26 protein-coding genes are annotated in these 22,208 nt (G+C 37.9%); 3 read left to right on the top strand and 23 right to left on the bottom strand.

The genetic code is table 11. The features are described 5' to 3' along the window. The first annotated feature begins 7 nt into the window (after window positions 1-7). The gene (locus NST46_RS14795; protein ID WP_095308580.1) at window positions 8-229 is read left to right on the top strand and encodes a DUF1128 domain-containing protein; all 222 of its coding nucleotides are present in this window, start codon (window positions 8-10) and stop codon (window positions 227-229) included. A 47-nt stretch (window positions 230-276) separates the two neighbouring features. Here the strand turns inward: NST46_RS14795 and rnc are convergent, their stop codons facing one another. The 9 genes from rnc to sdaAB all read right to left on the bottom strand — a co-directional run bounded on the left by rnc (window position 277) and on the right by sdaAB (window position 8,534). Then, window positions 277-963, bottom strand: a complete 687-nt coding sequence (rnc, locus tag NST46_RS14790) for a ribonuclease III (RefSeq protein ID WP_095308579.1) — start codon at window positions 961-963, stop codon at window positions 277-279. A 102-nt stretch (window positions 964-1,065) separates the two neighbouring features. After that, the gene (acpP, locus tag NST46_RS14785; protein WP_095308578.1) at window positions 1,066-1,299 is read right to left on the bottom strand and encodes an acyl carrier protein; all 234 of its coding nucleotides are present in this window, start codon (window positions 1,297-1,299) and stop codon (window positions 1,066-1,068) included. Between the two features lie 208 nt (window positions 1,300-1,507). Next, entirely contained in the window at window positions 1,508-2,248 is a 741-nt protein-coding gene (gene fabG / locus NST46_RS14780; protein ID WP_095308577.1) for a 3-oxoacyl-[acyl-carrier-protein] reductase, read from the bottom strand. Then, on the bottom strand, window positions 2,248-3,186 hold the full coding sequence (fabD, locus tag NST46_RS14775; protein ID WP_341137413.1) for an ACP S-malonyltransferase: 939 nt from the start codon (window positions 3,184-3,186) through the stop codon (window positions 2,248-2,250). The genes fabG and fabD overlap by 1 nt, the downstream gene beginning before the upstream one ends. A gap of 4 nt (window positions 3,187-3,190) precedes the next feature. After that, on the bottom strand, window positions 3,191-4,189 hold the full coding sequence (gene plsX / locus NST46_RS14770) for a phosphate acyltransferase PlsX (protein WP_095308574.1): 999 nt from the start codon (window positions 4,187-4,189) through the stop codon (window positions 3,191-3,193). Then, complete coding sequence (fapR, locus tag NST46_RS14765) at window positions 4,186-4,767, bottom strand: transcription factor FapR (RefSeq protein WP_095308573.1); 582 nt, start codon at window positions 4,765-4,767, stop codon at window positions 4,186-4,188. The genes plsX and fapR overlap by 4 nt, the downstream gene beginning before the upstream one ends. Window positions 4,768-4,909: 142 nt before the next feature. Continuing rightward, complete coding sequence (recG, locus tag NST46_RS14760; protein ID WP_118888938.1) at window positions 4,910-6,943, bottom strand: ATP-dependent DNA helicase RecG; 2,034 nt, start codon at window positions 6,941-6,943, stop codon at window positions 4,910-4,912. A 30-nt stretch (window positions 6,944-6,973) separates the two neighbouring features. Further along, a complete protein-coding gene (gene sdaAA / locus NST46_RS14755; RefSeq protein ID WP_095308571.1) occupies window positions 6,974-7,849 on the bottom strand; it encodes an L-serine ammonia-lyase, iron-sulfur-dependent, subunit alpha in 876 nt (291 codons plus the stop codon). Window positions 7,850-7,871: 22 nt separating this feature from the next. Beyond that, window positions 7,872-8,534 (bottom strand): L-serine ammonia-lyase, iron-sulfur-dependent subunit beta, encoded by a 663-nt coding sequence (gene sdaAB / locus NST46_RS14750; protein ID WP_095308570.1) that lies wholly within the window; start codon window positions 8,532-8,534, stop codon window positions 7,872-7,874. Between the two features lie 197 nt (window positions 8,535-8,731). On the opposite strand from sdaAB, the gene NST46_RS14745 reads away from it, so the two are divergent. Further along, window positions 8,732-9,988: an NCS2 family permease gene (locus tag NST46_RS14745; protein WP_340001992.1), complete on the top strand. Its 1,257-nt coding sequence runs from the start codon at window positions 8,732-8,734 to the stop codon at window positions 9,986-9,988. A 61-nt stretch (window positions 9,989-10,049) separates the two neighbouring features. Here the strand turns inward: NST46_RS14745 and NST46_RS14740 are convergent, their stop codons facing one another. The 13 genes from NST46_RS14740 to NST46_RS14680 form a co-directional block, all read right to left on the bottom strand. Next, entirely contained in the window at window positions 10,050-10,511 is a 462-nt protein-coding gene (locus NST46_RS14740) for a HicA family toxin-antitoxin system (RefSeq protein ID WP_095308567.1), read from the bottom strand. Between the two features lie 243 nt (window positions 10,512-10,754). Continuing rightward, complete coding sequence (locus NST46_RS14735; protein ID WP_118888940.1) at window positions 10,755-11,573, bottom strand: polysaccharide deacetylase family protein; 819 nt, start codon at window positions 11,571-11,573, stop codon at window positions 10,755-10,757. Between the two features lie 99 nt (window positions 11,574-11,672). Next, window positions 11,673-12,548: an anti-sigma-V factor rsiV gene (locus NST46_RS14730; protein ID WP_118888941.1), complete on the bottom strand. Its 876-nt coding sequence runs from the start codon at window positions 12,546-12,548 to the stop codon at window positions 11,673-11,675. Further along, entirely contained in the window at window positions 12,532-13,068 is a 537-nt protein-coding gene (locus tag NST46_RS14725) for an RNA polymerase sigma factor (RefSeq protein ID WP_095308564.1), read from the bottom strand. The genes NST46_RS14730 and NST46_RS14725 overlap by 17 nt, the downstream gene beginning before the upstream one ends. A 336-nt stretch (window positions 13,069-13,404) precedes the next feature. Beyond that, window positions 13,405-14,229 carry an urease accessory protein UreD gene (locus tag NST46_RS14720; protein WP_095308563.1) on the bottom strand — a complete coding sequence of 275 codons (825 nt, stop codon included), beginning with the start codon at window positions 14,227-14,229 and terminating at the stop codon, window positions 13,405-13,407. Then, a complete protein-coding gene (gene ureG / locus NST46_RS14715) occupies window positions 14,222-14,842 on the bottom strand; it encodes an urease accessory protein UreG (RefSeq protein ID WP_095308562.1) in 621 nt (206 codons plus the stop codon). The genes NST46_RS14720 and ureG overlap by 8 nt, the downstream gene beginning before the upstream one ends. 187 nt (window positions 14,843-15,029) lie before the next feature. After that, window positions 15,030-15,716, bottom strand: a complete 687-nt coding sequence (locus NST46_RS14710) for an urease accessory protein UreF (RefSeq protein WP_095308561.1) — start codon at window positions 15,714-15,716, stop codon at window positions 15,030-15,032. Next, window positions 15,709-16,164: an urease accessory protein UreE gene (ureE, locus tag NST46_RS14705; RefSeq protein ID WP_095308559.1), complete on the bottom strand. Its 456-nt coding sequence runs from the start codon at window positions 16,162-16,164 to the stop codon at window positions 15,709-15,711. Before ureE ends, NST46_RS14710 begins: the two co-directional genes overlap by 8 nt. Before the next feature lie 10 nt (window positions 16,165-16,174). Continuing rightward, on the bottom strand, window positions 16,175-17,887 hold the full coding sequence (gene ureC / locus NST46_RS14700) for an urease subunit alpha (RefSeq protein ID WP_341137412.1): 1,713 nt from the start codon (window positions 17,885-17,887) through the stop codon (window positions 16,175-16,177). After that, window positions 17,884-18,207 (bottom strand): urease subunit beta, encoded by a 324-nt coding sequence (locus NST46_RS14695; RefSeq protein ID WP_095308557.1) that lies wholly within the window; start codon window positions 18,205-18,207, stop codon window positions 17,884-17,886. Before NST46_RS14695 ends, ureC begins: the two co-directional genes overlap by 4 nt. A gap of 13 nt (window positions 18,208-18,220) precedes the next feature. Then, on the bottom strand, window positions 18,221-18,523 hold the full coding sequence (locus NST46_RS14690) for an urease subunit gamma (protein ID WP_095308556.1): 303 nt from the start codon (window positions 18,521-18,523) through the stop codon (window positions 18,221-18,223). Between the two features lie 889 nt (window positions 18,524-19,412). Next, window positions 19,413-21,071 (bottom strand): DAK2 domain-containing protein, encoded by a 1,659-nt coding sequence (locus NST46_RS14685; protein WP_095308555.1) that lies wholly within the window; start codon window positions 21,069-21,071, stop codon window positions 19,413-19,415. 31 nt (window positions 21,072-21,102) lie between these two features. Next, the gene (locus NST46_RS14680) at window positions 21,103-21,465 is read right to left on the bottom strand and encodes an Asp23/Gls24 family envelope stress response protein (RefSeq protein WP_095308554.1); all 363 of its coding nucleotides are present in this window, start codon (window positions 21,463-21,465) and stop codon (window positions 21,103-21,105) included. Window positions 21,466-21,806: 341 nt separating this feature from the next. Here NST46_RS14680 and rpmB point away from each other — a divergent pair, with 341 nt between their 5' ends. Further along, window positions 21,807-21,995: a 50S ribosomal protein L28 gene (gene rpmB / locus NST46_RS14675; RefSeq protein ID WP_095308553.1), complete on the top strand. Its 189-nt coding sequence runs from the start codon at window positions 21,807-21,809 to the stop codon at window positions 21,993-21,995. A 128-nt stretch (window positions 21,996-22,123) separates the two neighbouring features. On the opposite strand, the gene spoVM is transcribed toward rpmB, so the two are convergent. After that, window positions 22,124-22,207, bottom strand: coding sequence for a stage V sporulation protein SpoVM (gene spoVM, locus NST46_RS14670; protein ID WP_095308552.1), 84 nt, complete (start codon window positions 22,205-22,207; stop codon window positions 22,124-22,126). Window position 22,208: the final 1 nt, after the last annotated feature.

Here is a 22,208-nt window from a genome sequence, read left to right as displayed (position 1 = left end):
GGATAAAATGAGTTTAGAAGTCGCATCTGTAGAAAATATGAAAATATTGCTGGAGGATTTAGCAGATAAATTGCAGGTTGTTAATCGGACAATCATGGATCCAGAGGATTACGATCTTGAAAAATACGATGATTTAAAATTTATGTATGATATGGTTAATCAAAAAGGAAGACTAAGTGCATCTGAAACACAGGCATTTATAGAGGAACTTTCATTAATTCGGAAATAAATAATGCAAAAGGCTGTGTCCACCTGATGGATAACAGCCTTTCTTAATTAATGTGGAATAAATGAATCAAGCGCATATTTTGCTGCACGTTGTTCTGCTTCTTTTTTGGTTCTCCCAATTCCTTCCCCAGCATTTTTCCCTTTTATAACAACCTGGGCAACAAATTCCTTATTATGGGAAGGTCCCTTCTCATCTATAATTTTGTATTCAATGGTTTGGTTTTTGTTTTGCTGTACTAACTCTTGCAGTTGACTTTTATAATCCATCGCATGCGAAAAAGCACCTTTTTTGATTTTAGGAAATACATGAACTTCTAAAAAATTGATCGCTTCATCAAATCCTTGATCTAAATAAAGTGAGCCAAGGAAAGCTTCAAATACATCAGCCAAAATAGCAGGTCTATCTCTCCCACCCGTTTGTTCTTCACCTTTACCGAGTAATAAATACTTACCAAAGTTTAATTCTTGAGCAAAATTTACTAAAGATGGTTCACAAACAATTGCAGCACGTAGTTTCGTCATTTCACCTTCTGGCATCTCTTTATTTTTTCGATATAAGTATTGTGAAACACCTAATTCTAGAACTGCATCGCCAAGAAATTCAAGTCGTTCATTATCCGAAAAAACGACATTTCGATGCTCATTCACATACGATGAATGTGTAAAAGCCTGTTTTATCAGGTTATGGTTATTGAATGTAAGATTAAGCTCTTTTTCTAATTGTTCTACGTTCATTATTTTCACCTCCATTTTTTAATATAGATACAGAAAGTCCCGCATGAAGAGCGAGACTTTCTGTTCATATTACGAACAAGCGTAATTGCTTGAGTAATTTGCTTAAGCTTTGCTGTTTATGTAGTTTACAGCATCACCCACTGTATTTATTTTTTCAGCATCTTCGTCAGCAATTTCCATGTCAAATTCATCTTCTAGTTCCATTACAAGTTCTACTACATCTAGTGAATCAGCTTCTAAATCTTCTTTAAAAGAGGCTTCCATTGTAATTTTAGACTCTTCAACATCAAGACGGTCAACGATAATAGCTTTAACACGATCAAATACGTCTGCCATTTTACTTCACCTCCCTTCAAGTAGTATAAAATATATGGATAAGAAATTCTAGCAGGAACCGAATTAAAACAACCACCTACACATTTAACCCTTTTATTCATAAAAGGTATACACCCGCAAAGCGTTGTATGTTTCGTAGCAGGTATACGCAAAATCCTTCATTGCACATTGGTTCCTAGTTTCTTTATATACAGCCTTTGCAACTAAATTACATTACCATTCCGCCATCAATGTGGATGGTTTGGCCGGTGATGTAGTTGGCGTCATCGGAGGCTAGGAATCGCACGACTTTTGCAACGTCTTCTGGTGATCCCAGTTTTTCTAAAGGAATCACTCCTAAGATTGCTGCTTTTTGTTCTTCATTTAGTTCGTCTGTCATATCTGTTGCAATAAACCCTGGTGCAACTGCATTTACTAAAATATTCCGTGTTGCTAGCTCTTTGGCAGATGTTTTTGTAAGTCCAATAACTCCTGCTTTTGCAGCAACATAGTTTGCTTGTCCAGGATTTCCACTAACTCCTACTATAGAAGCTACATTAATAATTCTACCTGCCCGCTGCTTCATCATTTGTCTTGTAACAGCTTTCGTACAAATAAACACACCTTTTAAATTTGTATTTATAACTTGATCAAATTCTTCTTCTTTCATGCGCATTAACAAATTATCCCTTGTAACACCAGCGTTATTGACTAAGATGTCCAAGCTGCCAAATTGTGTCACAACTTCTTTAACCATAGCTTTTACACTAGTTTCATCCGCAACATCAGCTTGTATTTTAAAGGCCTTTACGCCTAGCCGTTCAACTTCTTCTACAACTGCTTGTGCTTTCTGCTCACTACCAGCGTAATTAATCGCAACATTTGCACCTTGACGCGCAAGCTCTAATGCAATTGCTCTTCCAATTCCACGAGATGCACCTGTTACTAACGCATTTTTCCCTTTTAACATTATGCATCCTCCCTATACCACGAAATAAACTCGTTCATTGATTTCAAATCCTGAACCGCAAATGTCTTCACCTTTTTATCAATTTTCCGCAGCAAGCCAGAAAGAACTTTTCCGTTACCTACTTCAACAAATGCGTCAACACCTTGGTCAATCATATGGTTAATGGATTCTTCAAATCGAACTGGTGAATACAATTGTTTAAGAAGTAAATCCTTAATCGCTGCTTCATCTGTTACAGCCTCTGCTGAAACATTGGCAAAAACCGGAATTATAGCATCTTTAATTGGTGTTTTATCCAAATATCCTGCAAATTCTTCGTTCGCAGATTTCATTAATCGAGAATGGAATGGCCCGCTCACATTTAACGGCAGGACACGTTTTGCTCCTTTTTCTTTTAATAGATCAGAAGCAAGCTCAATTCCTTTTTGCGAACCAGAAATAACAACTTGTCCAGGACAATTTAAGTTAGCAATATCCGCTATTTCATCTGTTATACCAGACAAGACTTCTGTAATCTCTGCTTCCGAAAGCCCAAGAACTGCTGCCATTGTACCTTGTCCTTTTGGGAAGGCTTCTTCCATTAACTTGCCACGAACACCAACAAGCGGCAATGCATCTTCAACAGTTAATGCTCCTGCAGCAACTAGTGCACTGTATTCCCCAAGACTATGGCCGACTGTCATCACTGCTTCGACCTTTTCCTGCTCGAGTAATTGATGGATCGCAATGCTGGTTAATAGTAATGCTGGTTGTGTGTTTTCTGTCTCTGTCAGCACTTCTGCAGGACCTTCAAATATAATTTCCTTTATATCCTTACCTAATACATCATTTGCTTTCTGAAACAGCTCTCTAACTTGTGGAAATTCATCATAGAATTCCTTTCCCATTCCAACAGCCTGTGAGCCCTGACCAGGAAACATTAAAGCTACGCGCTTCATTCAATCACTCCTTTTCTGATTCAATTGATTCAACTGTTGTTTTAATTGTATTTGTTACATCATTTTCCACCATATAGCTAGCTTGTTTAATGGCACTTAAAATTGCTCTACTATTCGATGAACCATGAGCCTTAATAACAGGAGCTGCGAGTCCAAATAGACCAGCACCACCATACTCTGAATAATCCAGTTTATCTTTGAGCCCACGTAAATCATTTTTCGCTAGTGCTGCGGCAATTTTCGTTTTTGCTGAAGCCATAAAGGTTTCTTTTAATAACGTAAAAATAGTTTGAGCAGTTCCCTCAATCGTTTTTAATGCGACATTACCACTAAACCCATCTGTAACAACTACATCAGCAGCATGATTTAATATATCACGCGCTTCGACATTTCCAATAAAATTTATAGGTGCCTTTTCGAGCAATTCAAACGTTTTTTTCGTTAGATCGTTCCCTTTTCCATCTTCTGTACCAACATTTAGTAAACCAACAGTTGGATTTTGAATTTGTCGTACCTTTTCAGAATAGATGGATCCCATAATTGCATATTGTACTAAGTGATCAGGCTTTGCATCCACATTTGCCCCAACATCTAGCATTAGAAATCCCTTTCCATCAACGGTCGGCAATGTAGGGCTTAATGCAGGCCGATCAATCCCAGGTATTCTCCCGACAACAAATAATCCCGCACTCATTAATGCTCCCGTATTACCAGCAGAAATACATGCATCTGCATAGCCATCTTTTACGGCCTTCGCCATTAATACAAGTGAGGAATTCTTTTTGCGACGCACTGCACGAACTGGCTCATCATCGCTAGTAATGACTTCGTCCGTATGTACAATTTCAATATTTTTATCATTTGTTAAAAATGGTTTTATTTGTTTTTCGTCACCATAAAGGGTGATATTCAGATTTTTAATTTCTGAAATAGCATCCATTGCACCTAATACAACTTCTTTGGGCGCATTGTCTCCGCCCATGGCGTCAATTGCTAATCTCATTTATTTTTTTCCCCTTTATTTTCATTTGATTGGTACATATAAAATACACCGGAAAATACTTTTTCATTATCAACATAACTATGGACCGCAACAATGGTCCGGCTTTTTTCATCTTTACCTTCCACTGCCGCCTTAGCTATCACACGTTCTCCTTCGATTACTTGACGTCTGAATTTAACTTCGGACTTTGCAGTAAGTGCAAGCTCATCGTTAATTACTGCAACAGCTAATGAATTTGCCTGCGCGAATAAATGATGTCCCCTAGCAATTTTATTTCTTGAGAAAACAAGATCAGATGTAATATCGAGAATAGAGATCGCACGCTTGTCCAACTCTAAATCAATAATTTCACCAATAACCTCGTCTAATGACAAAGCTTTAACCGTTTCATTCCACTGATTCGTCGCAACATATTTAATTCGTTCTCTTAATTCAGGAATAGCTAATTCCATTCGATCGAGTCGTATCGTTTGAATACTAACTTGAAACGTTTTTGCTAAGTGTTCATCCGTAATAAAAGGCGTCTGTTCTATTTTTTCTTTTAACAGTCGCTGACGTTCCACTTTTGTTTTTCTCATTGACCGCACCATCCACCATTCATCATATTTTCACTTTATTGAAGAGTTCTAAATGAGGATAACCGGACTTTTAGAACTACTCGTTTATGACTTGGTACTAATAGTAATATATAATAGCTACTTTATTTATGCAAGCATACTTTTAATCAATTTTATCCGCAAACGAAAACTCGCGCTCTAAATAATGCTTTAGCGCACGATATTCTTTATTTTCTTCTAATTGATTTGTTTCCACGATTTCCTGTGCATCGTTCCTTGCAGTTTCTAAGGCACGATAATCATGTATCATATCCGCTACTTTAAATTCAGGAACACCGCTTTGTTTTCTGCCAAAGAAATCACCTGGTCCTCTTAATTGAAGGTCCTGTTCAGATAGTTCGAAGCCATTTGTTGTTTCTGTCATAATTCGCATCCGTTCTTTTCCAACTTCACCTTTTGGTTCAGCAATTAAAATGCAATAGCTCTGTTTACTGCCTCGTCCTACTCGGCCTCGCAACTGATGTAGCTGTGACAAACCAAATCGTTCTGCATCGTAAATGACCATTACGGTCGCATTTGGCACATTCACGCCAACTTCTACTACGGTTGTTGAAACAAGCACCTGAATATTATTGGCAGCAAACTCCTTCATCACACTATCCTTTTCTTGTGCTGATAATCTACCATGCATTAATCCAACATTTATTTCTTCTGGATAATATGCTTCGAGCTGGTGAAATAAATCTACTGCATTCTGAATATCAAGCTTGTCAGACTCCTCAATGAGCGGACTAATGACATATGCCTGCTCACCTTCCGCGATACGTTTTGCAATAAAATCCAGGATTCTTTCAAACGTGTTTTCCTTTGCCCAAAGGGTTTCGACTTCTTTTCTTCCAGCAGGCATCTCATCAATGATTGAAACATCCATATCCCCAAATGCCGTAATTGCTAAAGTTCGCGGAATTGGAGTTGCTGTCATAAATAACACATCCGGATTTAATCCCTTGTCCCTTAATGTTCTCCTTTGCTCGACACCAAACCGATGTTGCTCATCGACAATAACAAAGCCTAAATCATGAAAGAAGACATCATCTTGGATCAATGCGTGTGTTCCTATCACTATATCTACTTCTCCATTTTGGACGGCTTGCAGCATTTCTTTTCGTTTTTTCCCTTTTACCGAACCTGTTAACAATGCAATTTTTGCTAGCTGTCCAAATAATGCTGTTAAGGATTGAAAGTGCTGTTCTGCTAGAATTTCAGTCGGGACCATTAATGCTCCCTGTTTTTCTGCTGTGATTGCGGCATAGAGACCAATTGCTGCGACGGCTGTTTTCCCTGAGCCAACATCCCCTTGCAACAGTCGGTTCATTCGATATGGAGACTTTAAGTCTGCCATTATTTGGTGTAAAGATTTTTGTTGTGCTCCTGTCAATTCAAAAGGGAAACTAGAAATAAATGCTTTCACTTTTTCTGCGTCATAGTGTTGCGCATTTCCTTTAGTTGCTTCGCGTTTCAGTTTACGTAATAGCTGCATTTTCAATTGAAAAACGAGAAACTCTTCATATGTAAAACGACGACGTGCATGCTTTAATGCGATTCGATCAGCAGGAAAATGCATTGTCTTAACTGCTTCTGAACGACTTGGCAGCTTATAGGAAACCAAAAGGTTCGCCGGCAATATTTCTGTAATTGCATCACCATACTCTGTTAATGCTGCTTGCATATACTTTTTTAATTTATAATTGGTTACATCACCTTTTACTGAATACATTGGTTGTACATCAGCCTGTTCATCGGCACTACCTTTTTTATAATTACTAACCGTAATTTGCAGGCGATGCGCATCCCATTTCCCTGTTAATGTAATTGTGTCACCGGCCTGAATTTGTTTCTTTGCAAATGCTCGATTAAACATCACAGCTTTGATCGCAACACCTTCTACTTCGACTGTAAACGTGAGTCGGGATTTTCGCTTACCGAAAAAAGTGAGGGAAGGATCATGTACCACCCTCCCCTCAATCGTTGCTTTATCGTCATGTATTAATTCACTAAGTGGTTTAATTTCATACACATCGTAGCGGTATGGGAAATACAGCAGTAAATCTGCAATGGTGTAGATTTTTAATAATGCCAAATCTTCTGCTGCCTTCTCTCCGATACCTTTAACGTGTGTTACAGGCTCATTAAGCACAGTAAATCACTCTTTCTATATAAGGTTACACTAAACCGATATTCCAAATATTTTTTCTTTCAGCAATCTCCCTGTTGGTGTATCTGCCAATCCACCTTCACCTGTTTCACGCAAGCTCGATGGCATTTGTTTACCAATTCGGTACATTGCTCCAATTACTTCATCACATGGTATTTTGCTTGTAACACCAGCTAATGCCATATCAGCTGAAACAATTGCCAAGGACGAGCCTGCAGCATTTCGTTTGACACAAGGTACCTCTACAAGACCTGCTACCGGATCACAAACAAGCCCAAGCATATTTTTCAGCGTTATTGCAAAAGCTTCTGCTGATTGCTGAGGTGTTCCACCAGCCATCTCAACTATAGCTGCTGAAGCCATTGCTCCAGCAGAACCAACCTCAGCCTGACAGCCACCAGCGGCTCCAGATATGAAAGCATTATTTGCTACTACAAAGCCAAAGGCACCTGCCGTAAATAAATAACGAATCATTTGTTCCCTGGTTGGATTCAGCTGATTTTTCACAGCGAATAGAGTGCCTGGGACACAGCCAGCACTGCCAGCAGTTGGTGTTGCACAGATGATTCCCATTGCTGCATTTACTTCATTCGTTCCCATTGCTTTACTTACTGCGTCTAATAGCAAATGACCTGACAATGGTGTTTTTTCCTTCATATACGTTTGGATCCGGACAGCATCGCCACCAGTCAGTCCTGTTACTGATTCCACACCTTTTAGCGCATCATCAATTGCGCGCTCCATCACCTGGAGGTTTTTTTCCATTTCAGCAAAAACGTCATCACGTGATTTCTCTTGTACATCCATTTCCTGGCGGATCATCACTTCAGAAATTAAAATATTTTCCTTCTCAGCTATTTCAACCAATTCGGCTACTGTTCGAAACATTGCTTTAACCCCCTTCTGGAAATTAGCTGACAATTTTTGATATCTGAATGATATGATCAGCACTTTCCAACTCTTTTAATATTGTATCTTCCACATTCTGATCAACTTCAATTACCATCAATGCCTCTTTTCCGACATCTTTTCGGTTTACTTCCATATGACCAATATTAATTTCGTGTTTTGCTAAGATTTTTGTTACGGAAGCAATTGCACCAAATCGGTCACTATGCATGATTAAAATAGCTGGATGGTTTCCAGATAAACGGAGTGCAAATCCATTCAGCTCTGTAATTTCAACTTTCCCGCCGCCAATAGAAATGCCGACAAGTTCCAACTGTTCGGAATCATCACCAATAACGAGTCGGGCAGTATTCGGATGGTCTGCGGAGGCACTGTCCTCAATAAACTCAATTTCAAGACCTTTCTCTTTAGCCGTATCTAAAGATTTGCTTATCTCCGGGTCATCCGTTTCTAATCCTAAAAGCCCGCCTGCTAATGCAAAATCTGTACCATGACCTTTATATGTCTTAGCAAAAGATTCATACAAATAAATTTTCGCCCATGTTGGTTGCTTACCAAAGAGATTACGGGCAGCTTTTCCAATTCGAGCAGCTCCAGCCGTATGCGAACTGGATGGTCCAACCATGACAGGACCAATAATATCGAACACTGAATTATATTTCATGAATTTCACCGCCTCTTCATTGCATAGTTCTTGCTCTATTGTAAAGTATAACAAAAAAGTTTATAATAATCATTTGTGGATTATAGAACAATTGTTTATTCGTAGAAGTCTAACCATGTATTACCAATCGACTCAAACGGGATAACAATTCTATATATCGGGTGGGAGAGGGATAGTAAAATGTTAGAGGAAATCAAATGAAACAACAAATTTCATTAAAAAATGAAATAATCGCCGGTATCATCGGGTATTTTACAACTGTTTATATTGTTGTAGTCAATGGCTCCATTTTGAGTGAAGCAGGTATTTCACTCGAAACTGGGATGATTGCCACCATCATGGCCAGCTTTGTCGGCACGATGATGATGGGGCTTTTTGGAAAGCTGCCGTTAATTTTAATTCCTGGGATGGGTATCAATGCTCTTTTTGCCTATTCGATTATAAACAATAACGACTTTACGTTTCAAGAAGGTCTTGCTGTAGTACTTGTAGCAGCTCTTATCTTTCTTATAACAGCATTTACAAAAATCGGCGTTATTTTGAAAAATGCGATTCCAGAATCCTTGACACATGCAATTACAGTTGGTCTCGGCTTTTTCTTAATTTTAATCGGTTTGGAAAAAAGCGGAATCGTAATTGGTGGTGGTAGCACAATTGTCGCTATCGGTGACTTTACATCAACACCTGTAATCGTTGGGCTACTTACCTTATTTATCGCCATATTTCTTTTCGTAAAAAATGTACCTGCAAACTTTTTAATTACAATGATTATCGGTACGATACTTGCTGCTGTTTTCGGTCTGCAGCAACCGGAAGTAGAGCCGGTTCAGGTACATGTCAATGAGTTACTTTTTATTCCTTCGTTTACAGCAATCGGAGACTTTGCGTTCTGGTTGGCGGTATTTCCATTAGCATTGATTCTTATCTTTGAAAATATGGGAATTTTAACAGGACAACTTGGAATGCTAAAACGCCATGAAAGCTATAATAAGGCATATCGAATTACTGCTTTTTCAACTGTTACATCCGCTTTTTTAGGCACTTCGCCAACGGTTTCTGGCGCTGAAAATGCTGCGGTGATAGCTTCTGGCGGAAAAACAGGTCGAGCAGCAATTACAGCTGGTATTTTCTTTTTGGCTACCATTTTCATCATTCCTTGGATATCAATGGTTCCAAATTCTGCCATTAGTCCCATCTTAATAATTGTTGGATTTTTAATGGCACAAAATATTAAGCACTTGCCATTAAATGACATTGCCGATTCAATTCCAGCTCTCTTAATCGTTGTTATGATTCCATTCACCTATAGTATTGGAGATGGAATGGCCTTCGGTTTTATTGCATATCCGATTGTAAAAATAGCTTTAGGAAAACAAAAGGAATTGACAAAGCCGTTAATTATTATTTCTTCCCTGTTTTTCATTGAATTTATCTTGAAAATTACAGGCATATAAAAAACCGCCCCGGCATGCTAGATGGATTAGCCTAAATCCTCTAAGTCGGGGCGGTTTTTGTCTATTTCGCATCATCTCTCGATTCTTCAATATGCTTCTGAATTTTTTCTTGTACCATCACTTCTACTTTTTCTACTCGCTCATCTTTTAAATGCCTCTCTGGCTTTGGATGGAACCACCTGATCTCATCATCTCGAAAGATTCCTTTATATTCATTCCCTTGGATCGACAGCTTAAACTGATGCACATCGTGCGTTTGATCAGCAAACAGGGGTTTTACTTCAATGTCATCTGTTTCATCTTTTACTCCATGCTCATCTAAAAGCCGATGCACTTCTAATTCAACAGCTTTCAAATACGCATCTCCCAAATCCTGTTGTGGATGCGGATTAAGCCATTGAATTTCACCATCATGGAAATTACCAACATATTGGTTTCCATGCACTTTTAACTTGAATTGATGTCTTTCATACGTGCGATCTTCAAAAATTTGTTCAACTTCAAAATTATCGACCAGCGCCAACGCCTCCTCGAATTGATTCTTTACTTACTATATTCCCGAATCTCATAAAAAAAATCGGCTTTCAAACTAAATAACAATATTTTTATAACAACAATAATGTACTATTCAATTGCATTTGTAAAGTATTGTATTTATGACAATTATTGTAATTTATTTATCAGAAGTAAAAAAACTGCACCAGCAACTTTTATAATGTACATAAATTGGTTCCCATCTTCAGCCCCATAGAATTAGCTTTAAGTTTTAATATTTCACTTTGTAATATGGTCCAGCACCCACATCTACTGGCAAAGATAAAATCTCACTAACAGTTACAAAATGATAACCTTCGTTGATAAGTGCAGTTAATAATTCAGGCAAAGCATCAGCTGTTTCTTGGTGGATATCGTGCATCAAAACAATTGCACCGGGAGTGATACTGTTCAGAATTTCCTCCTTTATCTTTTTCGCATTTCTCGTTTTCCAGTCCAGGGAATCGACGGACCATAAAATAAGAGAGTTTCCTAATGCTGTAGCTGTTTCTTCAACACGCTCATCAAATATACCATAGGGAGGTCGAGTCATTGTCGGATACTGTCCGCTCGCTTCTTCTATATTTCTAGCTGATTCAGAAATTTCTTCATCAATATCATATGTATCTAACTTAACTAAATTTTGATGTGAATTTGTATGATTACCAATTTCATGACCTGCCATAGCAATTTCCTTAGCCATCGATGGGTTCGCTGTCGCTTGACTGCCAAGCATGAAAAAGGTAGCTTTAGCATCATGCTCAGCAAGAGCCTCTAGTACTTGGGGAGTAACGTTAGAATTAGGGCCATCATCAAATGTAAGTGCAATATATTTCTCGTTAGGATCCAAACTATTTACTACTTCGGAATCCTTTTGTACCAGAAACTGTTTGTCGTGCAGTACCATTTCTTTCAACTCATGATCTGCTTCTTTTTTAACTGTTGACACAGTTTGTGTACTACTTCCAACGGACCCACCTGAAATGAAAAAAATGGTTAACGCAATAAGTATAATTAATACCCACCCCGGCCAACGTATTCTCCTAATCATTTTATATTTATCCTTTCTACCAGACTATTAGCAGAGCTAATAGCCTTACCTACATGTTATACTTTTTTTGCAATTCGATTACAATTACGGTCAAAGTCATTAATGAATGTATTCATTACTAACGAGTACTTCATTTAAAATTTCAGTTGGAATTATGAATTCAACGGTTCCCATATATCCTGGAGCAACTTCATATTCATCGAAAGAGATAACAAGCTTTCCATCATTATTAATATAAAATTGCTGTTCAGCTTGTATTGCTTCAAAGAAATCACCGAAGTCTTCCAAGCCAGCATCTTCCACCCAATATATTTTATTAGTATCTGAATTCATTTGTTCACGCATTTGATCCTTGATATTTTCGCTGATTATCTGAATGTAGCTTTCATCACTGAACAACATTGGTAGCGACAGCAATATTTCATTATTTTTATCTATCGTGTCATATTGAAGCGTCGTTGAACCTGAACCAGCAATTCTATTAACATACCTCTCTAACACAAAGATCTGCTCATTATCTGTCTTCACTTCGAAGCCACTAGAAATCGCATAATGCCCAGTTTCCCCCTCATTAACCTTTTTCATAATAGCTTCAAATTCTTTATAAAGGGTTTTGCCTTCCTCTAAGTAGTCCTCATTTAGACTATCTTCAAGTTCTTTGTTTTCTAAGTCTGTCACTGCCGGTACTTTAATATCTGCTGATAGAAGCTCATCTTCCTCCTCAAATTGTGTAATTGTGATGACCTTTACAACCTCTCCAACAATAGGTACCTCAGATAAAGCCTGAGCCATTGCTGGACTGACATTCACACTCATTGTAAATAGTAAAACAGCTGCTGCAACACCAGCAGACCATTTAGCTGTAAGTCTTTTAGTTCTTCGTTTTTTCAGTGTATCTTGCACAACACGATCAAGCTCCTTTGGAATCGCGATTTCATCATACCTTTTCTTTAAGGATTTAAAATTTCTTCCCACGTTTTACCTCCTCCTCAATTGTTGAATCTTCGTCCAGTTCAACTTTCAGTATTTTCAATGCTCTGTATAGCCTTGTTTTAACCGTATTAACATTTTCCCCTACAATTTTAGCGATTTCTTCTATTTTCATGTCCTCAAAATATCTAAGTATGATTATTGTTTTGTACTTATCTGGAAGGTGGTCAATCGCCTCTTGTAAATCTAAATGGTGATACTCATCTTCTCTGCCATTTGCTAAAACCTCCATCACAGTATCATCGACTACACTCAGCCTTTTATGCTTTCGCAAATGATCCAGGGAAGTGTTTACAACTATCTTATAAAACCAACTTTTTAAACCAACTTGATTTTCCAATGTGTTGATGCGAATTAGTGATTTATGAATTGCATCCTGTACGATATCAAGCGCATCCTCTTGATTCCCCACATAGCTATAGGCAATCCGATAACAACTCTCCTTATTCTCTATAATAAACGCGATTAATTCTTTTTCTAATTTTGATTTTTTAAACAAACCCATCTAAAAGAGCTCCTTTTTCGGCGGTTAATAAGCTTATACATACTAGACGTTCGAACAGCGTAAAAAGTTTGCGCATTTTTAATTTATTTTTTAAAAGGTTATTTTAAGGAATTGTTGTCGTTATATGTATCCCTTTATTGATAAAAGTTCGTAGAGGCGCAGCAAGTTTGAAATACCAGTTTTAAAAACGAACTAGTTGCTTACGTTTATTAATCTGAAATAACAAAAAGAGTGCTTCTTGTAACAGAAATGCCCTCTTTATCCAATAGTATGAATCTATACTAAAATGTAATGCAATGAAAAAAGCCCGACAACCTTTTCGATTGTCGGACGAGGTTAATATTTTCTTAGAAAACTCGGCTTCATTTGATACCATTGATTGCTTATTGCGTGATGACAAGCAGTGAAAACACGTTCAATAACCTGTGTAGAATTAGCCAGTAATCTTATAGTAAAACCAGGTACATAAAGCTCTGATAAACCTGCTTTTATATCAGCCGTTTCTTCATTAATTGTTTCATATAACAGATCAAGCAGAGCAGAATCTGTCTTTTCCCCAATCACAATTAACGAGCCTAAATGTGTATAGCCTTCCATAAATCCCAGACCACCAATTTCTTGAGCACCTGGATTTAAGTTAATATGGTCAAAGGCAATCAATTCATTATCCATATAAATCTCGTTAATTAACCGTAATTGATCATAGCTGAATTGCTTCCCTTCCGGAGACCATCCAGGTGTCAAAATATCGGAATAAAGCAATGTTGCACCTTTTTCCATATATACTGTATTTTTCTGAAAGTAACGCGCGTCCTGGTAAGCAATCAGCGGATCTGGCAGATATTCTAAATAACTATCTTTTTTCAAATGAAATTCTGTTTCCTGGTATGCTTCTTTACTCGGTGTTTTATACACTTTTGTTGCAGATTGTGTTGTTAGCGTAACCTCGGCACCTTCATCAAGTGTTACTTTCATACGGTACGTATCGCCATCCAAATAGCCACCACCAGGATTTAGCAAGTAATAACAAGGAAAATTATAATTATTAAGATATACAGGGCGCATCACTTTTAATGCACCTTGAAAATAAACCTTTTTAGCTACTGTTCTTCCTTGTCTGTTCTCCAAGTCTAACTCGAGAATCCCAGTCCAATCAGTCATGTTGCTCCAATCCCTTAAGCAATGCATGCTTTTTAATCCAATCTATGACCTTATCAAGTCCTTCATTATCCTTCAAATTCGTAAAAATAAATGGCTTATCACCACGGAAGACCTTCGTATCTGACTCCATAATTTCAAGGTTCGCACCGACAAATGGGGCTAAATCTGTTTTATTAATTATAAACAAATCAGATTTAATCATCCCTTGTCCACCTTTACGCGGGATTTTTTCTCCTTGTGCCACATCAATAATATAAATCGAAAAGTCAACGAGCTCCGGACTAAATGTAGCAGCGAGGTTATCACCACCGCTTTCTACGAAAATCAGCTCAACATCCGGATGTTTTTCTTTCAATTCCTCAATTGCAGCGAAGTTCATCGATGCATCTTCGCGAATCGCTGTATGCGGGCAACCACCTGTCTCCACTCCAATGATTCGATCATCTGGCAAAATACCATTTGCTACAAGGAACTTCGCATCCTCTTTCGTATAAATATCATTCGTAATAACCGCCATGCTAATTTCTCCATCCAATGCACGTGTAAGTTTTTCTACGAGCATCGTTTTTCCTGCACCAACAGGGCCACCTATTCCAATTCTAATTGGTTCCATACAAACACTTCCTTTATAAAATTTCATTAAAGAGGATGTTCAAAAAGTCCGGTAAAAATGACAGTTCGAGAACAAAGGACCTTCGACTAAAAACCTCCACATTCTATGTTGAACATCGAAATCCCAATACGTTGCGACTTAGCCGACCTCGTACCTTTTCTTTCTCCTCTTGAACACACACTTAAAACTACGACATAAAAATTCGGATATTAACACGTTCATGTTGCATTTGAGCTAATTCCAAGCCTGGTGAAACAATTCCGAAATCAATACTATCAAGTTTCATTACATTAGCCGTTGCAACACTAAGCTCTTGCTGAAATTCGTGGATTATCTGCTGTCCTGTCGTTTGCCCTAAGGGAATCGCACGTACAGCATTTTGAACGAGCGCTGCAATGGTTGAATATAAGTAATATCGAATGGTCATTTCCTTATCAACTTGCAAATAATGACCAACGATTGTAAACGCAAGCGCGGAGTGACCAAATGAACGCTTTTCTTTAATGCGTTGTCGATATTGTGATGTAATTGGAATTTTATATAATGCCTCTACGATAGTTATCATCTGTTCTCCCATTCGCTGTGTACCTACCCGTGATTCACGCGCAAGATTTTGAACAGTTAAAAGCCGGTCCAGTTCCCATACCTTGTCCAACTCGTCTTCAACTAGTGCCTCATATGCAAGCTTCGAGGCTAAGCCATCTGAATAGACGAGCTGTTCATGTAAATACACTTTTAGCCATTTGGAGAAGGACTCTTTGTCAAAAATTAGGTTTTCTTGGATATATGTTTCCATTCCAAACGAGTGACTGAAAGAACCCGTAGGAAAATTTGAATCGCATAGCTGAAATAAAGCCAATGCACGATCAATCATGGCTATGTCCTATATGTCGGAACGCTTGGTTCACTTTACGATCCTCTCTTTTGAAAGGAATGCCAAGTTCTTGCAATAGTTCCTCTACTAAGTAATCGTATTGAACAAGCATGTCATCCTTCTCAAACTGGGCTGGGAGATGACGATTTCCAAGCTGGTGAGCGATTGTTCCCATTTCATGCATACTTCTTGGACTAATAACCAACAAATCGTCTGACAGCACATCAATAATTATCATATTTTTTTCATCCATGTATAGTACATCACCAGCTACTAAATCACGTGGCTCCCTTAGACGAATTCCAATTTCTTTCCCATGATCTGTTTCGACTCGTTGAATCCGCTTGACTAGGTGAGCACTTTCAAGATAAACCTTTTCTTTATGTCGCTTACTAATTTCTTCTTGATTCATTTCGTTTATATTTCCAACTATTTTTTCGATTATCAATCATTTCACCTCAAAATAAGAAATACCGTTGACCCATTGGTACCGTGTCAACAGGATCACATGTAATTATTTCACCATTTATTCGTACTTCATACGTTTGTGGATCAACATCAATTTCTGGCGTTTCTGTGTTTAGCTTCATATCCTTCTTTGTAAGCTGACGAATCCCACGTACCGGTTTTACCATTTTTTCCAGTCCAAGTTTTTCTCGAATGTTATCGTCATAAGCAGCTTGTGATACAAAAGTAAACGAACTTTTTGCCAGTGCTTTTCCAGTTGTAGCATACATCGGTCGATAAATCATTGGTTGCGGGGTTGGAATTGTTGCATTGGCATCCCCCATCAAACTTTGTACAGCAAGACCATTTTTTAGAATCATCTCTGGTTTTACCCCAAAAAAGCGCGGTTCCCATAATACAAGGTCGGCTGACTTTCCTACTTCAATCGAACCGACATATTCAGAAATTCCATGTGTAATTGCAGGGTTAATGGTATATTTGGCGATATACCGTTTAGCACGATTATTATCCGCATATTTGCTATCGCCTTTCATTGTCCCCATTTGCATCTTCATTTTATCAGCAGTTTGCCATGTTCTAAGGACAACTTCACCAATACGTCCCATCGCCTGTGCATCGGAGCTCATCATGCTGAACACACCCATATCCTGTAAGATATCCTCTGCTGCAATCGTTTCTCTGCGAATGCGTGAATCAGCAAATGCTATATCCTCTGGAACAGATGGATTCAAGTGATGACAAACCATTAGCATATCAAGGTGTTCGTCAATTGTATTGACTGTATATGGCATCGTTGGATTCGTCGATGATGGAAGCACATTTAACATACCGGCAGATTTAATTAAATCTGGTGCATGCCCGCCACCAGCACCCTCTGTATGGTACATATGAATTACACGATTTTTAATTGCTCTCATCGTATCTTCAAAAAAACCTGCCTCATTCAATGTATCTGCATGAAGGGCAACTTGAACGTCAAATTCGTCAGCTACCTTTAATGAATGATCTAATGCAGATGGTGTTGCTCCCCAATCTTCATGTACCTTCAAACCTATTGCTCCCGCACGGATCTGCTCTTCAAGCGGGCCGGCTGTTGCAGCGTGACCTTTACCTGTTAAACCGATATTTATCGGAAGTCCCTCAATAGCTTGAAGCATTCGATGCATGTTCCATTCGCCCGGCGTTACCGTAGTCGCTCGCGAACCTGCACCAGGTCCGGTTCCTCCACCAATTAAAGTTGTTAATCCAGCTGTAAGTGCAACATCTACTTGCGCAGGGTTAATAAAGTGAACATGTGTATCGATTCCACCTGCCGTCAGAATTTTACCCTCACCTGCAATTACCTCTGTTGCAGCTCCGATAACAATATCTACATTGTCCATAACAAGCGGATTTCCACTTTTTCCAATGGCAAAAATCAATCCATCTCGCAATGCAACATCTGCTTTATAAATCCCTGTATAATCGAGCACAATCACGTTCGTAATTACGGTATCTGGAACTCCTTCTTCACGAGTAGCTAGTGGATGCTGTCCCATTCCGTCTCGGATGACCTTGCCACCTCCGAACACTACTTCTTCACCATAGGTCGTATAATCTTTTTCGATTTGTATGAATAAGTCTGTATCCGCTAACCGAACCGAGTCTCCAGTTGTCGGTCCATACATTTGTGAATATTGCTCTCTGGACATCTTAAAACTCATTTTGAATCCCTACCTTCTAATGGCCCATCAACTTTATTTGTGAATCCATATACAACGCGCGCACCTGCATAATCAATTAGTTCGATCTCTTTTTCATCACCAGGTTCAAAACGAACTGCTGCACCCGCAGGTACATTTAATCGTTTTCCATATGCCTCCTCACGATTGAATATCAACGCTTCATTTACTTCATAAAAATGATAATGTGAGCCAACTTGTACTGGTCGATCGCCAGTATTGATTACAGTAACTTTCGAGCTTATTTTATTTTGATTACAGATGATCTCTTCATCTTTTAAAATCAATTCACCAGGTATCATTTTGTCACTCCTTTTAACGTATCGGATGATGAACCGTTACTAATTTTGTACCATCAGGAAAGGTAGCTTCAACTTGAATATCATCAATCATCTCCGGTATACCTTCCATTACATCTTCGCGCGTTAAAATCGTTGCTCCGAATTCCATTAACTCAGCAACCGTTTTACCATCACGCGCACCCTCTAACAGCTCATATGTAATCAATGCCATTGCTTCAGGGTGATTCAGTTTCAGACCTCGATCTTTTCTGCGTCTTGCCAGATCAGCTGCTACTACAATTAAGAGCTTGTCCATTTCACGCGGTAATAATTGCATCTATTCATTTCCTCCTTTTACTATCATTGTGCTATAACCAGTTTTCCCACCTCTTCAAAATCCAAAACAAATACTAAATTTTAAAAATATGTTTGTATTATTATTGGGAACCTTCACACTGTTTAATACCTATAAATTAAATTATTTAACAGAGTTAAAAGGCATACCGTTTACAGAAGTAGATGTAAGAAATCTTGGTTCACAAAGAACCATCTTTTAATCATATTGGCCCCTTCAAAGACAGTAGATTTTTTTCGTATTTAAATTAATCGTTATTGATCATACTTGAAACTATGTGAAAACAATCACAAATAAGCGATTCCATAGGAGAACCACGTAGTACGCTGTATTTAATTTTTAATGGTTTATAAAAGTTTGTCATACATGTCGCTCATTTTCAGTTAGGGACTGATGAAGACGGTGGATCTTCTGAACAACGAAAAGAGAGGTTTGTCTACTTCGTCTGTTAGTAGATTAACTAAAGACAAAATAGTTTGAGAGTGTAAATAAATCTTTAATCAATATATGATTAATTCAATACTATATCTATGATACAGATTTTTGGCGAGAAATCAAGCTTTTCGTTTACAAAAAACGATATTCTTTGATGTTGAACATTTCTCTTTAGTAAAACTGCAGAAATTTGAGCAGCATCAGGAGCACAATTTAAAATCCTTAATCGTGATACGTTTTATCGTTTCATCGATAAGATTCGTCTTATGCACCTCTATTGCCTTACACGCCGTTGCAACATACAGACTGTCCATAAGTGTGGCTGCTTCTAGTCCAACTAAGCCTCAGCTCCTAAATTATTCGCAGCATTCAAATTTTATAGTGTTTTATCCACAATAAAAGATCGTGCATTATCGCACGATCTTAATCCTTAACATTATTCTACAGAGAAAATATAAGAATAGATGGGCTGATTACCATTATGAATCTCAACCTCGATATCCCCATATGTTGCTTCAATATAGTTCACAAGCTCCGCAACTTCACTTTCTTCTACATCCTCGCCTTGTAAAACAGTCAATATTTCATCTTCATCTGTAATTAATTCATTCAATAATAATTTAACAGCTTCTGTTTTATCTTTATGTGTTGTAACGATTTTACCTTCATTAATACCCATAAAGCTGTCTTTTTCAATTGTAATACCATCAATTTGCGTATCTCTTACAGCATATGTTATTTGTCCAGTTTTTACATGTTTACGGGCTTCATCCATCGCTTCTTTATTCTCATTAATGCCAGCTTCCGAATTAAATGCCAACATTGCACTTATTCCTTGTGGAATTGTTTTTGTCGCGACAACTGCTACATTTCCCTCAGCAAGCTCTGCTGCTTGATCAGCTGCCATCCAAATATTTTTATTGTTTGGCAAAATAATTACATTCTCAGCATTTGCTTTTTGAATAGCATCCGTAATATCCTGTGTACTTGGGTTCATCGTTTGTCCACCTTCAATGACCACAGATACACCTAAACTTTCAAATAATGCCTTTAGTCCACTTCCCATAGCTACTGTGACAACACCATACTTACTTTTTTGCTTCTTTGTATTTTGTGACTTTTCACCAACGATTGCCGCATGCTGCTGACGCATGTTTTCGATTTTCATATTGATCAAGCTTCCGAAACGCTGTCCCATTGTTAGGCATGTTCCTGGCTCTTCTGAATGGATGTGAACTTTTACAATTTCATCATCTGACACTACTAATAATGAATCTCCCAGCTCACTTAATTCATTACGGAATTTTTCTTCACTAAATGGATACTCTGCTAATTTATCATCCTCAAATTTCACCATAAACTCTGTACAGTAACCAAATTCAATCTCTGACGTATCCATGAAATCTTGGCTAACTTTATGATGCTCAGCATTCACCATTTCTTCCATCTTTACTTCTGTTGTATCAGCCGGTAATGCTTCCCCTTTTAAAGCAGCCAAAAAGCCTTCATAAATTGTTACAAGTCCTTGTCCACCAGAGTCAACTACTCCTACCTCTTTTAAAACAGGCAATAACTCTGGCGTACGCTTTAGAGATGCTTTTGCCTCAGCAAGCACCTTTTCCATGAACAGAATAATATCTTTTTCTGTCTCAGACAGGCGTACAGCTTCCTTGGCTGAATCCTTTGCCACAGTTAAAATGGTCCCTTCAACAGGTTTCATTACTGCTTTATAGGCGCTAACCACACCGGCATCGAATGCTTGAGCTAAATCAGCAACCGTCAATGCCTGCTTCTTTTCCATACCTTTTGCAAAGCCACGAAAAATTTGGGATAAAATAACACCAGAATTGCCTCTTGCTCCCATTAGCAGTCCTTTTGCGAAAGCGTTGGCTATCTCAGATGCATTATTACTTGTATGTTGTTTCACTTCATTTGCACCCGAAGTTATCGATAAATTCATATTCGTTCCCGTATCACCATCTGGTACTGGGAATACATTTAACGCATCTATTTTCTTGGCATTATTCGCTAAATGATGTGCTCCAGTGAGTATCATCTGTGCTAATGTAACGCCATCTAACTTTTCTACCGTCACTGAATTTCCTCCTCCACAACCCGAAACAAAACTAGTCTTTTGCTACACGGACTCCTTGAATATAAATATTTACTGAGTCGATGGATAAACCTAAAGATTGATGTAATGTATATTTGACTTGTGATTGTACATTATTTGCTACTTCAGAAATTTTCGTCCCATAACTTACAATAATATACATATCAATATGCAACTTATCCTCTTCTTGTCGAACTACAATTCCTCTTGCATAATTTTCTTTTCTGAGAATCTCTGCAATCCCATCTTTAATTTGGCTTTTAGATGCCATTCCTACAATTCCATAACATTCAACTGCAGTTCCGCCAGCAATTGTAGCGATAACTTCATTTGTAATTGTTACTTGACCATCAGTTGTATGAAGTTCAATGGACATAATTATCCTCCTTAACGTACATATCAAAAAGCATCGAATGAAAAGCAAATCATAGTACTTAATACTTTTGATTTCTTATTACCTTTAAACAGAATATAAGCAAATTATACTATACACAGAACATATTTAAAAGCAACTATAATATGATACGAATAAAATTAAAAATACCTCATACTACAATGAATGATTTCGTATAATCTGTCAAGTATTTTCGCTTTATCCCATTGACACAATCCTCTCTCCATCTGACATTTTAAAAAAAGATTCGTTGCATTATTAGTCTACTTGTGATAAATTGTATAAGTAATTACTGACACATGATAGAGTAAGGAGTGAATATTATGGCTAGAAAATGTGTTGTAACTGGACGTCAAACTCGCAGTGGTAACCTTCGTTCTCACGCTATGAATTCCAACAAACGTAATTGGAAAGCTAATGTACAAAAAGTACGTATTATGGTAGACGGTAAACCTAAAAAAGTTTATGTTTCTGCTCGTGCACTTAAGTCAGGTAAAGTAGAGCGCGTATAATATACCAGAGCGTCAGCTTAACATTAGACGACCAAAAGCACCGGATGCAATGCACCTGGTGCTTTTTAATGTTTAGGAAACTATAAGTGCGTGTACAAAGATGAACGAAAACCTTCTAGCTTAGGCAATTATTTTTCTTTTTTAAACATCCCAATTACAACTTTTACAAATCCACCGACAAATCTTGGAAGTTTAATCGTATAGAATTTCATA

The organism is Oceanobacillus sp. FSL W7-1309 (assembly GCF_038002145.1).
Classification (GTDB): domain Bacteria; phylum Bacillota; class Bacilli; order Bacillales; family Amphibacillaceae; genus Oceanobacillus; species Oceanobacillus profundus.
This window is presented reverse-complemented; position numbering and strand designations above follow the sequence as displayed.